Origin of the sequence: Sphingomonas sp. NFX23 (assembly GCF_049887795.1) — a bacterium.
Classification (GTDB): domain Bacteria; phylum Pseudomonadota; class Alphaproteobacteria; order Sphingomonadales; family Sphingomonadaceae; genus Sphingomonas.
The window spans coordinates 358,439-370,997 of the sequence record NZ_JAGEKH010000005.1 but is presented as its reverse complement, the minus strand read 5'-3'; the positions used below and the strand labels follow the sequence as shown (position 1 = coordinate 370,997).

The 12,559-nt window shown below is 66.3% G+C and carries 11 protein-coding genes; 5 read left to right on the top strand and 6 right to left on the bottom strand.

Annotation, left to right across the window (positions count from 1 at the left end):
* Positions 1 to 234 precede the first annotated feature (234 nt).
* From J4O76_RS15340 to J4O76_RS15320, 5 genes are all read left to right on the top strand, one after another.
* Positions 235 to 564, top strand: a complete 330-nt coding sequence (locus tag J4O76_RS15340) for a GIY-YIG nuclease family protein (protein WP_426282725.1) — start codon at positions 235 to 237, stop codon at positions 562 to 564.
* A 22-nt stretch (positions 565 to 586) separates the two neighbouring features.
* Positions 587 to 1,711, top strand: a complete 1,125-nt coding sequence (pheS, locus tag J4O76_RS15335; protein WP_426282921.1) for a phenylalanine--tRNA ligase subunit alpha — start codon at positions 587 to 589, stop codon at positions 1,709 to 1,711.
* The gene (pheT, locus tag J4O76_RS15330) at positions 1,708 to 4,122 is read left to right on the top strand and encodes a phenylalanine--tRNA ligase subunit beta (RefSeq protein WP_426282723.1); all 2,415 of its coding nucleotides are present in this window, start codon (positions 1,708 to 1,710) and stop codon (positions 4,120 to 4,122) included. The genes pheS and pheT overlap by 4 nt, the downstream gene beginning before the upstream one ends.
* A 121-nt stretch (positions 4,123 to 4,243) precedes the next feature.
* Positions 4,244 to 5,125 (top strand): aldose 1-epimerase family protein, encoded by an 882-nt coding sequence (locus tag J4O76_RS15325; RefSeq protein ID WP_426282722.1) that lies wholly within the window; start codon positions 4,244 to 4,246, stop codon positions 5,123 to 5,125.
* A 365-nt stretch (positions 5,126 to 5,490) separates the two neighbouring features.
* On the top strand, positions 5,491 to 7,059 hold the full coding sequence (locus J4O76_RS15320; protein ID WP_426282721.1) for a peptide chain release factor 3: 1,569 nt from the start codon (positions 5,491 to 5,493) through the stop codon (positions 7,057 to 7,059).
* A 73-nt stretch (positions 7,060 to 7,132) separates the two neighbouring features.
* Here the strand turns inward: J4O76_RS15320 and J4O76_RS15315 are convergent, their stop codons facing one another.
* From J4O76_RS15315 to J4O76_RS15290, 6 genes are all read right to left on the bottom strand, one after another.
* Positions 7,133 to 7,366, bottom strand: coding sequence for a hypothetical protein (locus J4O76_RS15315; RefSeq protein WP_136189153.1), 234 nt, complete (start codon positions 7,364 to 7,366; stop codon positions 7,133 to 7,135).
* Between the two features lie 327 nt (positions 7,367 to 7,693).
* Positions 7,694 to 8,824, bottom strand: a complete 1,131-nt coding sequence (locus tag J4O76_RS15310; RefSeq protein ID WP_426282720.1) for an alpha/beta hydrolase — start codon at positions 8,822 to 8,824, stop codon at positions 7,694 to 7,696.
* Positions 8,825 to 8,957: 133 nt separating this feature from the next.
* Positions 8,958 to 10,304, bottom strand: a complete 1,347-nt coding sequence (locus tag J4O76_RS15305; RefSeq protein ID WP_426282719.1) for an amidohydrolase family protein — start codon at positions 10,302 to 10,304, stop codon at positions 8,958 to 8,960.
* 85 nt (positions 10,305 to 10,389) lie between these two features.
* A complete protein-coding gene (locus J4O76_RS15300) occupies positions 10,390 to 10,695 on the bottom strand; it encodes a hypothetical protein (RefSeq protein ID WP_426282718.1) in 306 nt (101 codons plus the stop codon).
* Positions 10,688 to 12,247, bottom strand: a complete 1,560-nt coding sequence (locus tag J4O76_RS15295; RefSeq protein ID WP_426282717.1) for a PepSY-associated TM helix domain-containing protein — start codon at positions 12,245 to 12,247, stop codon at positions 10,688 to 10,690. Before J4O76_RS15295 ends, J4O76_RS15300 begins: the two co-directional genes overlap by 8 nt.
* Entirely contained in the window at positions 12,244 to 12,498 is a 255-nt protein-coding gene (locus tag J4O76_RS15290; protein ID WP_426282716.1) for a hypothetical protein, read from the bottom strand. Before J4O76_RS15290 ends, J4O76_RS15295 begins: the two co-directional genes overlap by 4 nt.
* Between the last annotated feature and the right edge of the window lie 61 nt (positions 12,499 to 12,559).

The window sequence follows — 12,559 nt, the reverse complement described above, 5'->3', positions numbered from 1 at the left end:
CCGGCGCCCTTTCTGCGTTTGGGGTGGGTAAATACCTGAGTTCCCGAACTTCCGTGGTCCCCAACCCCCTATCCGTCATCCCGGCGAACGCCGGGACCCACGGTTACGGCGGACCCGGCAATAACGTGCTACCATCACCCGGCCCGCTACCGTGGGTCCCGGCGTCCGCCGGGATGACGGGGGTGTTGATGATGGATCAAACGATCCGGCACACGGGCACAGGGGAGCACGAAAATGCGCGAAACCTTCCAGCCGTGCGTCTACATCCTCCACTCCCGCCGCCACGGCACGCTCTACATCGGCGTGACATCGAATCTCCTCGCACGCCTCGTTCAGCACCGAGAGGGGTTGATCCCCGGCTTCACTCGCCGGTACGGCATCAAGCGTCTCGCCTATTACGAGATGTTCGACACGATGGAGGCCGCGATCGTTCGCGAGAAGCGGCTGAAGGACTGGCGAAGAGCGTGGAAGATCGAGCTGATCGAAACGCGCAACGAAAATTGGGACGATCTGGGTATCGGCCTCGGGCTGCCCCGCCTAACCGAACCCGCCCTGGGAGTATGACGTGACGCAAGACCTGAACCAGATGCGCGACCACATGCTGACGGCGATCGCCGCCGCATCCGGGCTCGATGCGCTCGATGCGTGCCGGGTCGAGGCGCTCGGCAAGCAGGGCGCGATCACCGCGCTGCTCAAGACGCTCGGCAAGATGACGCCGGAAGAACGCCTCGTGCAGGGCCCGCAGATCCAGGGGCTGCGTGAGGCAGTGGCCAACGGCATCGCCGAGCGCAAGGCCACGCTCGAACGCGCCGCCCTAGACGCGCGCCTCGCCAGCGAAACGCTCGACATGACACTCCCCGCCGACGCCACGCCCGCCGGCACGATCCACCCGGTCAGCCAGGTTATGGACGAACTCGCCGAAATCTTCGCCGACCTCGGCTTCGCGGTCGCAACGGGGCCCGAGATCGAGACCGACTGGCATAATTTCACTGCGCTCAACATCCCCGAGACGCATCCCGCGCGGGCGATGCACGACACTTTCTATTTCGAGGAACCGAGAACGGCCGGCGACGGGCAAAGCCCGTCGTCCGACGGCGACGGCTTTGCCGACGACGCGGCCCGCACGAAGCGGACTCTGCTCCGCACGCACACCTCGCCGGTCCAGATCCGCACGATGTTGAGCCAGAAACCGCCGATCCGCATCATCGCCCCCGGCCGCACCTACCGGTCGGACTCCGACGCGACGCACACGCCGATGTTCCACCAGGTCGAGGGCCTCGTCATCGACAAGGGCATCACGCTCGGCCATCTGAAGTGGACGCTCGAAACCTTCGTGAAGGCGTTCTTCGAGCGCGACGACATCGTGCTCCGCCTGCGCCCCAGCTACTTCCCGTTCACCGAGCCGTCGGTCGAGATCGACGTCGGCTACACACTGGTGAAGGGCAAGCGCGTCGTCGGCGGCGCCGAGCCCGATGGCTGGCTTGAGATCCTCGGCTCGGGCATGGTCCACCGCAAGGTCATCGAAGCCTGCGGGCTCGACCCCGACGAATGGCAGGGGTTCGCGTTCGGCTGCGGCATCGACCGGCTGGCGATGCTCAAATACGGCATGGACGACCTCCGCCCGTTCTTCGACGGCGATATCCGCTGGCTCAAGCATTACGGCTTTTCGAGCCTCGACGTCCCCACCTTGTCCGGCGGAGTCGGCGCATGAAGTTCACCCTCAGCTGGCTCAAGCAGCACCTCGAAACCACCGCCACGCTCGACCAGATCGTCGAAGCGCTGACCCGCATCGGCCTCGAGGTCGAAGGCGTCGAGAACCCCGGCGAGAAGCTCGCCGCGTTCAAGATCGCCAAGGTGCTCAGCGCCGAACGCCATCCGCAAGCCGACAAGCTCCAGATCCTGTCGGTCGATGCCGGTAACGGTCCGCTGCAAGTCGTCTGCGGCGCGCCCAACGCCCGCGCCGGCCTGGTCGGCGTGTTCGGCGCGCCCGGTGCGTACGTCCCCGGTCTCGACGTGACGTTGAAGCTGGCCAGCATCCGCGGCGTCGAATCGAACGGCATGATGTGCTCGACGCGCGAACTGGAACTCGGCGAGGATCACGACGGCATCATCGAACTGCCCGCCGACGCGCCGATCGGCACCGCCTACCCCGATTATGCCGGCCTCACCGACCCGGTCATCGACGTCGCGATCACGCCGAACCGGCAGGACTGCATGGGCGTCCGTGGCATCGCGCGCGACCTCGCCGCCGCCGGCCTCGGCACGCTTACGCCGCTGACGTTCGACGCGTTCACGAGTGAGGGCGCAGCTCCGGACGTTCGCACCAAAGACACCGCCGGCTGCCCCGCGTTCTTCGCGCAAACCGTCACCGGCGTGACCAACGGCGACTCCCCCGAGTGGATGCGCCGCAGCCTGCTCGCGATCGGCCAGAAGCCCATCTCCGCGCTCGTCGACATCACCAACTATCTGATGATCGACCTCGGCCGCCCGCTGCACGTCTACGACCGCGCGAAGCTCTCCGGCGGCCTCGTCGCGCGCAAGGCAAAGGACGGCGAGCAGGTCGTCGCGCTCAACGGCAAGACCTACACGCTCGACGCGACCATGACCGTCATCGCCGACGCCGCGGCCGTGCATGACATCGGCGGCATCATGGGCGGCGAGCATTCTGGCGTCTCGGCGGACACCACCGACGTCCTGATCGAATGCGCGTATTTCGATCCCGACCACATCGCCCGCACCGGCCAGAAGCTGACGCTCACCTCCGACGCGCGCAGCCGCTTCGAACGCGGCGTCGATCCGGCTTTCCTCGAAGACGGCCTCGCGATCGCTACCGCGCTGGTCCTCCACATCTGCGGCGGCACGGCCAGCGACGTCACCCGCTCGGGTGAACCCCCGCTCGAACCGCGCGTAATCCACTACGACCCCCGCCTCAGCGCCGACCTCGGCGGCCTCCACGTCGCCCCCGAACGCCAGGCGCACACATTGTTGTCGCTCGGCTTTACGATCGGCGCGATCCAGTCCGCCGACGCGTTCAGCGACGCGTTGTTCTCGACGATCGAGGGCAAATGGCCGGTCACGGTCCCGACGTGGCGCCGCGACGTCGACGGCCCCGCCGACCTCGTCGAGGAAGTCGTCCGCATCGAGGGCATCGACAATATCCCCTCGACGCCGCTCCCCCGCATGCCCGGCGTCGCCAAGCCGACCGCCACGCCCGAGCAGAAGCTCGAACGTAGGGCGCGGCGCGCGGCGGCCGCCCGAGGGCTCGACGAGGCGGTAACGTGGAGCTTCCTTTCCGAAGCCGAAGCCGCACCGTTCGGCGGCGGCGCGTGGACGCTCGCCAACCCGATCAGCGAAGACCTGAAAGTCATGCGCCCATCGCTGCTCCCTGGTTTGCTCGCAGCAACCGGCCGCAACCTCAAGCGTGGCCAGCAGAGCGTCCGCCTGTTCGAGATCGGCCGCCGCTACCTGGCCGACGCCGAGCGCGCGACGCTAGGCGTAGTCCTCGCCGGCGACCGCCGCCCGCGCGGTTGGCGCGAGGGCAAGGCGGCGAGCTTCGATGCGTATGACGCCAAGGCCGAAGCTTTAGCGCTTCTCGCGGCCTCGGGCGCGCCGGTCGATAACCTGCAAGTGATGGGGGAGGCCGGCGATGCATGGCACCCCGGCCAGTCCGGCACGCTACGCCTCGGGCCGAAGACGGTTCTGGCAAGCTTCGGCATGCTCCATCCGTCGGTGCTGAAAGCATTCGACCTCGACGGCGCGGTTGCCGCGGTAGAAGTCTACCTCGACGCGATCCCGCCAAAGCGCGCCACCGGTTTCGCGCGTCCGGCCTACACGCCGCCGGCGCTGCAAGCCGTCCGCCGCGACTTCGCCTTCCTCGTGCCGGCGGCGCTCGCCACCGACACGCTGGTCCGAGCGGTCAAGGGCGCCGACAAGGTCGCGATCGTCTCGGCCCGCGTGTTCGACGTGTTCACCGGGGCAGGAGTCGAGGACGGCCACAAGTCGGTCGCGGTCGAGATCGTCCTGCAGCCGACCGCCAAGAGCTTCACCGACGAAGAAATCAAGGCGATTGCCGACAAGGTCGTCGCCGCGGCAGCCAAGCAAGGCGCGAGCCTGCGCGCATAAGCGTGCCCTCACCCTTCCCACGGCTAAGCAGCCGCGGGCCCCTTCCCTCTCCCCCGAGGGGAGAGGGAGAGACGCCGAAGGCGGCGAGGGTGAGGGCACGACACTCGAAGGAAGGAACCCCATGACCGACCTGATCACGATCGCCAACGACCACCTCACCGCGCAGATCAACCCGCACGGGGCCGAGCTCACCCATCTCCACGACGCCGATGGCCGCGAGCTGATGACCAACGCCGACCCGGCGTTCTGGACCGGTCACGCCCCGATCCTCTTCCCCGTCGTCGGTGTCGTCAACGAAGGCGTCATCCGCCTCGACGGCCAGGCCTACCCGATGCAGAAGCACGGTTTCGCGCGTCATTCGACGTTCGACGTGATCGCGCAGTCGGAAACCTCCGCCACCTTCCGCCTCACCGACAGCGAGGAAACCCGGAAGGCCTACCCGTTCGCGTTCGCCCTCGACATCGTCTTCACGTTAGACGGCGCGACGCTGACGCTCGAGGCGCATATCCTCAATCGCACCGACGCTGCGATGCCGGCAAGCTTCGGCTTCCACCCCGCCTTCGCCTGGCCGCTCCCCTACGGCGAGCCGCGCGCAGACCACCGCATCACGTTCGACGCCGACGAACCGGGCAAGCTGAAGGCGATCAGCCCCGACGGCCAGATCGCGGTCGACGAACGCCCCTCACCGGTCGAGGACCGCGTCATCGCCTTGCGCGACGAACTGTTCGCCAAGGATGCGCTGGTGTGGGACCCGGTCCACTCCGACGCCGTCTCCTATGGCACCGAGTCCGGCCTGCAGCTGAGGATCGCCTTCCCCGACACGCCCAAGCTCGGCATCTGGACCAAGCCCGGCGCGGCCTATGTCTGCGTCGAACCCTGGCACGGTATCGCCGACCCCGAAGGCTATACCGGCGATTATCGCGACAAACCCGGCGTGTTCGAGATCCCCGCCGGCGGCACGAAGCGCATCGAAATGAGCGTGACGCTGGTCCAGGAGCACTGACGAACTCCCCTCCCTGAAAGGGAGGGGCGGGGGGTGGGTCGGTTTCCGTATCACGGCACGGTCGCGGTCAAAGCTGACCGACCCACCCCCCAACCCCTCCCTTTCAGGGAGGGGAGAGCGTTCCGGTTCGGGCAAACCTAGCGTTCCCTATAGGACACCAAGAGGTGCTCGCGCCGCACGGCAACACAGCCTCGCTCGCACGCCCCTCTGTCCTCCACGCCTCACATCTGCCAAGAGCGGCGCCAAGCCCGCCGCGTTTTCCCACTGCATCCCGCCGTACCTCGCGCGGACTGCATCTTGGCCTAACCCGGCCTAACCTTCTTTTCCCAGCCAAGTCCGACGACTCGGCTCACCGGACCCACGCCATGACCCAATTCCCCCGCCGCACCTTCGCGATCATCTCGCATCCCGATGCCGGCAAGACCACGCTGACCGAGAAGCTCCTCTATTTCGGCGGCGCGATCCATCTCGCCGGCGAGGTGAAGGCGCGCGGCCAGACCCGTCGCGCGCGCTCGGACTGGATGAAGATCGAGCAGCAGCGCGGGATCTCGGTCACGTCGTCGGTGATGACGTTCGAGCGCCAGGGCATCACCTTCAACCTGCTCGACACGCCGGGCCACGAAGACTTTTCCGAGGACACGTATCGCACGCTGACCGCAGTCGACTCGGCGGTCATGGTGATCGACGCCGCCAAGGGCATCGAGCCGCAGACGCGGAAACTGTTCGAGGTCTGCCGCCTGCGCAACGTGCCGATCATCACCTTCGTCAACAAGGTCGACCGCGAGGGCCGCGATCCGTTCTCGTTGCTCGACGAGGTGGCCGAGATGCTCCAGCTCGACGTGTGCCCGATGAGCTGGCCGGTCGGCATGGGCGGCGAGTTCGAGGGCGTCTACGATCTCTACGCCAACACGCTGAGCCGCCCCGAAGGCGACAGCCGCGAATTCATGGGCAAGGCGATCCCGTTCACCGGCATCGTTGATCCCGACCTCGCCAAGATCCTCAGCCCCGAAGCCATGATCCGCCTGAACGACGAGGCCGAACTCGCCCAGGGCGGCTATTCGAGCTTCGACCCCGAGGCCTATCGTGCGGGCAATTTGACGCCGGTCTATTTCGGGTCCGCGCTGAAGGACTTCGGTGTCGCCGAACTGATCGCCGCGCTCGCCGACTACGCCCCGCCCCCGCGCGCGCAGCCGGCCGAGCCTGCGCCCGTCTCGCCGGACGAGCCCGAAGTCACCGGCTTCGTGTTCAAGGTGCAGGCGAACATGGACCCCAACCACCGCGACCGCATCGCGTTCATGCGGCTATGCTCTGGCGTGTTCAAGCGCGGCATGAAGCTCACCCCGACCGGCCACGGCAAGCCGATCGCGGTCCATTCCCCCATCCTGTTCTTCGCGCAGAATCGTGAGCTGGCGGACGAGGCGTTCCCCGGCGACATCATCGGCATCCCCAACCACGGCACGCTCCGGGTCGGCGACACGCTCAGCGAGAAGGCCACGATCCGCTTCACCGGCCTGCCGAACTTCGCGCCCGAAATCCTGCGTCGCGTCGTGCTCAAGGACTTCACCAAGACAAAGCAGTTGCGCAAGGCCTTGGACGACATGGCCGAGGAGGGGGTCACGCAGGTGTTCTATCCCGACATCGGCTCGAACTGGATTATCGGCGTGGTGGGCCAGCTGCAGCTCGAAGTGCTGCTTTCGCGCCTCGACGCGGAATACAAGGTGGCTGCCGGCCTCGAACCTGCCCCTTACGAGACCGCCCGCTGGATATCGGCGGAAGATCCGCTCGAACTCAAGACCTTCGCCGAGATCAACCGCGGCGCGATGGCCAAGGACCGCGACGGCAACCCCGTCTTCCTCGCCAAGAGCGCCTGGGAAGTGAACTATATTGCCGAGCGCTACGCTAAGATCCGCTTCGCCGCGACACGCGAGCGGTAGGATACCGGATCGGCCGGCAAGGTCTTCTACGGCTGCTAGAAGTCTTCGACCCTTGTCGGCCGCGGTTGCAAGATTACAATGTCTGGTCGGTCTTGCCCGGCGACCGGTAATGGCGTCGCTCCATCAGGCGTCTTGCGGGATTTTCCCGCAGCAGTTTCGTTGCCCAGTTGTCGCGTTTGATCGGCTTGCGATGCCGATGGCGCCGCGCGCCGTAACGTCTGGTACGCGCAAGCTTTTGTTGCCACCGCACCACGCCTGCAATGGCGGCAACGAGTATAACGCCCGCAACCATGACTTGAACGTTCATCTATCGGCCCCGCTTCCAATAGACTGAGTATCAAATATCAGGCCGATTTGTAATTAAATTGTGCTTCATGCTCAAGTTAAGACGTAACTCTCTGAGTAAGCTGTCCTAATATTGGCGGAATACCGATATTAGAGAAATATCAACTAACCGGGTTATGTAGATAAAACTATCCTACATCAACGAGCTTGATGAGTCGAAAGTCGTTGATAACGGGTACTTATCAATAGTCGTGCGGGTAACTTGCGGATGTTCGCAATTGGCCAACCGGCTTGAGCGGAGCAGCAACAAAAGGGCCGAGGTGATCCGCTTCACCCCGGCCCATCTCGATCAACGCTTAGGCTTGGCAGCGAATGCTGCCTTCAGCCGCACGATCGCCAGCATGTTCGCATCCTGCGCACCGCGGACGACCATGCCCATTCCGAAGAATTCGTGCGTCACACCCGGGAAGGTGCGCTGCTCGACCTTGTCGCCAGCCGCGCGCATAGCCGCTGCCAACGTCTCGCCATCGGAGCGCAGCGGATCGATCTGCGCGTTGATGATCGTCGTCGGCGGCAGGCCGCGCAGGTTTGCCTTCACGAGGTTCAACCGCGGGTCCTGAGCATCGGCAGGAGTGGTCTGGTAATAATAGCCGAACCACTTGAGCATCGCGCCGTTCAGCGGCTTCGCGTTCGCCGAATCCATCCGCGACGGCAGCGTCATGCTGCTGTTCGCGATCGGATAGACCGACACGATGTGCAGCGGTGTGGTCAGGCGATTGTCGCGCGCGTAGATTGCCGTCGCGACCGCCAGGTTGCCGCCGGCGCTCTCGCCTGCGATCGCGATCTTGCGTGGATCGCCACCCCAGCTCGCCGCATTCTGCAGCGTCCAGCGATACGCCGCCGCGGCATCGTCATGCTGTGCCGGGAACTTGAACTCCGGTGCATGGCGATACTCGACCGACACGACGATCGCGCCGAGCTGTTTGGCGAGCAAACGTGGTGCCGCGTCGTAGGTGTCGACCGTTGCGATCACCCAGCCGCCGCCGTGATAATAGACGACGACCGGCAGGTTCTTGGCGTTGGCAAGCGATGCCGGCTTGTAGATTCGCGCGAACTGGTTCGCGTCGCTGCCATAGGGCACGTCGCGCGTCGTCACGGTCGCGTCGGGCGTCGCCGACAGGCCATGCTTGATCATGACCTGCTTGGCGCCATCGGCTGCCGACGGCTGCATCCGCGCGACGGCTGGCGTGAGCGTCTCGATCGGCTTGCCACCGAGCGCGGCGAGCTGGTCAAGCACGGCCTGCATGTCGGGCGCAGCCTTTGCCGGCTGGGTCGCAGTCGGTGCGGGCGGCGGCGGTGGTGGCGCATCGACCGACCGTGCGGACTGCGCAATCGCGCCGCTCGTCAGGGCGATACCCGATGTCGTGATCAAGGTCGCGGTGGCGAGCGCCATCAGCGTGCGCGATGAACGGTTGGTCATGCGGTATGGTATCCTGTTTCGAGTGCCCCCACTCGCCGCTTAGAACCGCGTGATCGGGTTTCCGTTCCCGCAGGTTCACGTAACCAACGCTTTTCGCACGTGTTTTTGACCGCCGAAGTCGCTCTCTATCGTATTAGAACGGTGCAGCGCGTCCTGCGACCCAAGTTTCCACGACCTTGTCGACGTCGGCGATCGAGCGGGATGGATCGCCATCGACGACCAGCAAATCGGCACGCGTTCCGGCCACGATCACGCCGCGATCGCGCAATCCGAGCAGGTCCGCACCCGCAGCCGTGGCAACCCGCAAGGCCTGCGCGGGCGTCAGTCCCGCCTTGACCATCAGCGCGAGTTCGCGGTGTTCGGCGATGCCGGGCACGCGCACTGCACTTGCTCCGCTGTCCGTGCCGAACCCGATCTTCACGCCGGCGTCGTACAGCGTCTTCAGGTTACGCAGGTTCATCGCCAGCGATTTCCGCGCATCGGCCGTCTTCGGGTCGGCCAGTATCTTGGCACGCCACGCCGGATCGTCGACCTGTTGCGCGAGGGCAGGCGACAGCGCGGCGCGGGCGAACGGCGTCTGCGTCCACGGTGCGCGATCGGCCCAGGCGAACGTCGCCTCGTCGAGTTGCAGCGTGGCGATGTACCAGATGCCCTTCGCCTTCAGCGTCGCGACGAACGCAGGGGGCACCGGCGTATCACGGATACCGTGCGCGATGATGTCCGCACCCGCCGCGACGATCGCCTCCGCATCGGCGAGATCGTGGATATGCGCCGCCACCCGCAGCCCGCGCGCGTGCGCCTCGGCGATCACCGCGCGGTAGATGGCAGGGCTCATCTTGACCGGTACGCTGCCGCCGAAATCGTCGAGCCACAGCTTCACGAGATCGGTCTTCTCGGCTGCCATCATCGCGACCGCCCTGCGCGCTTCCTCGGGCGTCGAGGGACGGAACAGCTGGTCGGGCCCGACCTTCAGCATCGCCTGCGGTGGCGCGCCGTTGGGAACGCCGATCCCCTGCATCACGCCGAACAGGTCCGCGCCGTCGATCCGCCCGGCATGCGCGTCTGCGCGTATCCCGACGAACGCCGGACCGTTATTGCCGAGCGCCGTCACCGTCGTCACGCCGTAGCGGCGATACTGGGCGAGCTGCGCGACGATGTTGGCGCGGGTATAGTTCTTTGCGCCCGTCTCGGTGCCGCTCACCTGGCCGACATGGCTATGGTCCGAGACGAGGCCGGGGATCACGGTCCGCCCTCGATAGTCGTGCCGTTCCGCGCCTGCCGGCACCGCGACCTTGCCCGCCGCAACGATCCGTCCATTCGCGATCACAATCGTCGCATCGTCCACCGGTGCGCCGCCGCGCCCGTCGATCAATCGGACGCCGGTCAGCGCGATCGTCTGCGCGGTAGCGGATCCGGCGGTGAGGGCCGATGCCGCAAGGGCGATCGTGCAGAGGCGAGCGAAGATTTTGGTTCGGCGCACGGTGATGTCCTTCTCGGGAGGATGTGCCGACGGGACGCTATCTCCCTGAAACGTCAGCGGATCGCGCCCGTTCCGATCTGTGATGTCAACGCCGAACGCGCGCGACCTTCAGCGCGATACGGACCGGCTGCATCGTCTCGACCGGCTTGAACGACAGCAGCATCACCAGCGCGACTCCAGCGATCGACGCCGCACCCAGGAACCGCACGAACCGCTCGCCGGTCAGCGGCGCGCCACAGTGGAACAGCGCCACCGCGAGCACGAGCGCCGCGACAATTCGCAGTGAGCGGATCGCGGAGGGGGCAACGATACCGAGGTCGCGGCGATACTTGAACGCGGTCGCCGCGAGCAGCAACCAGCCGAAGAAGCACAATATCGTGGCTTCAAGCATGTACGGTCTCCGAGAGTGTCTTGCGGATTTTTGCGACGGGCTTGCTCCGGGCCGAGCGCCATGCACCGAGCGCCAGCAGCGCGGCGACCGCGAGCATGGCGACGTCGAATGCTGCGAACAGCGTGTCGCCGGACAGCATCGATCCGGGCAGCCCACGCGATGTGGTGAGCGTATCGGCCACCGGGATCGCCGCGAACGCGAGCGCGCCGATCGCGAACCCCTCGGTCCACGCGCGGCGCGCCGGCCGTAGCAACTGGAGGACCGCAACGCCGCCCCATAGCCAGAACATCGTCGCGACTTCGGCGTCGGCGCGGTTCGCGGCGTCGGCCGGGATCAGGCGGTTGGCGAGCAGATAGGCGGCCATCCCGATCGGCAGGCCGGCGATGACGCCGATGTTCAGCCGCTCGACCAGCTTCAGTCCGAAGAACGGCGTCGCACCCGGCTTGCGACGCTTGGCGGTCCACAGCAGCAGCCCGGTTCCGACCATCGCCGCGCCGGTCAGCCCCAGCACGAAATACGCCCAGCGCAACGCCGGGCCCGCGAACTGCGCGACGTGCAGCCCGAGCATCACGCCCGCAGTGGCGAGCGCGGGCCCAACATCGGCGGCGCCCTCCAGGAACCGTCCGTCGCTGCCCGCATAGGTGACCGACGGCCCGCGTCCGTTGAGCGACGCGCTCGAATGACGGTACAGCGTGACGGTGCTCGCGGCATCGTTAGGGTTGCGCACCACGACCGTCGCCACGGGCGCACCGAAGCGCCGCTCCGCATCGGCGACCAGCGGGCCGATCGCGACCAGCGGAGCCGGCGTACCCGTTGCCTCGCGCTCGGTCGGCGTGCCGAACGCGGCTTGCGCGAAATCGGCAGGCATTGCGTAGTTCGCGACGACCGGCCACGGCATGTACATCGCCACCAGCGTGATCAGCCCGGTATAGGTGATCATCGCGTGGTACGGCAGCGCGAGGACCGCCGAGACGTTGTGCGCGTCGAGCCAGCTACGCTGCCCCTTGTTCCAGCGCAGCGTGAAGAAGTCCGCGAAGATGCGCTTGTGCGTGATCACGCCCGACACGATCGCGCCGAGCATGAACATCGCGCACAGCCCGGCCAGCCAGCGTCCCCAGGGATGCGGCAATTGCAGCTGGAAATGGAAGCGATAGAAATGCTCCCCGCCGCGTGTCTCGCGGGCGTGCACGTCGTCGCCAGTCGCGGGATCGAGCACGATCTCGGGTGCACGGCGCTTGGCAGCCTTCGGGTCCGGCTTGCGCTGTTCGAAGATCCGCGTGACCGCAGTCCGCGCATCGGGAAGGTAGATATACCATTGCAGGTCGTCTGCGCCGACGCGTTGCAGGTGCGTTACCGCAGTCTGCGCGGCGTGTGCGGTCGACACAGGCGTCGCGTGGAATTCCGGCTGCATCCACTGCGTGATCTCGGGCCGGAAATAGCTCGCGGTGCCGGTCAGGAACATCGCGAACAGGATCCATCCCGCCAGCAACCCTAGCCAGCCGTGGATCCACGCCATGCTCTGGCGCAGCGTAGTTCCGACCGCCGAGGTCATGGACGAACGCCGAGCAACCAGAGCAGGCCGCCGCCGGAGATCGCGACGCCCCACACTGCGGCCGCTACTCGCGAAAGCCGATGTTCGTGGAAGCACCACAAGGCGATGCCGGCATAGATCGGGAACGACAGGATCATACCCCAGCTCGTCGCTTCGACGCGCGCGATGGGCAGCAGGCGCGCAATCAACGTCGCCAGCACGGCCGCCGCGGCATAGCCGCCGACCAGTGCCGTAAGGCTTCGGAACGCCATGCTCCAGACGAACGGGCGCACTCTTCGGCCCGAGGGAAAAGGGCCGGCTTTCAGGATCCGG

What these genes read in the sequence shown, in the direction of transcription:
- J4O76_RS15315 (WP_136189153.1), bottom strand. Translation starts at nt 7,366, where the DNA reads ATGAACGTTCAAGTCATGGTTGCGGGCGTTATACTCGTTGCCGCCATT.
- pheS (WP_426282921.1), top strand. Translation starts at nt 587, where the DNA reads ATGCGCGACCACATGCTGACGGCGATCGCCGCCGCATCCGGGCTCGAT.
- J4O76_RS15290 (WP_426282716.1), bottom strand. Translation starts at nt 12,498, where the DNA reads ATGGCGTTCCGAAGCCTTACGGCACTGGTCGGCGGCTATGCCGCGGCG.
- J4O76_RS15320 (WP_426282721.1), top strand. Translation starts at nt 5,491, where the DNA reads ATGACCCAATTCCCCCGCCGCACCTTCGCGATCATCTCGCATCCCGAT.
- J4O76_RS15295 (WP_426282717.1), bottom strand. Translation starts at nt 12,247, where the DNA reads ATGACCTCGGCGGTCGGAACTACGCTGCGCCAGAGCATGGCGTGGATC.
- J4O76_RS15325 (WP_426282722.1), top strand. Translation starts at nt 4,244, where the DNA reads ATGACCGACCTGATCACGATCGCCAACGACCACCTCACCGCGCAGATC.
- pheT (WP_426282723.1), top strand. Translation starts at nt 1,708, where the DNA reads ATGAAGTTCACCCTCAGCTGGCTCAAGCAGCACCTCGAAACCACCGCC.
- J4O76_RS15300 (WP_426282718.1), bottom strand. Translation starts at nt 10,695, where the DNA reads ATGCTTGAAGCCACGATATTGTGCTTCTTCGGCTGGTTGCTGCTCGCG.
- J4O76_RS15310 (WP_426282720.1), bottom strand. Translation starts at nt 8,824, where the DNA reads ATGACCAACCGTTCATCGCGCACGCTGATGGCGCTCGCCACCGCGACC.
- J4O76_RS15340 (WP_426282725.1), top strand. Translation starts at nt 235, where the DNA reads ATGCGCGAAACCTTCCAGCCGTGCGTCTACATCCTCCACTCCCGCCGC.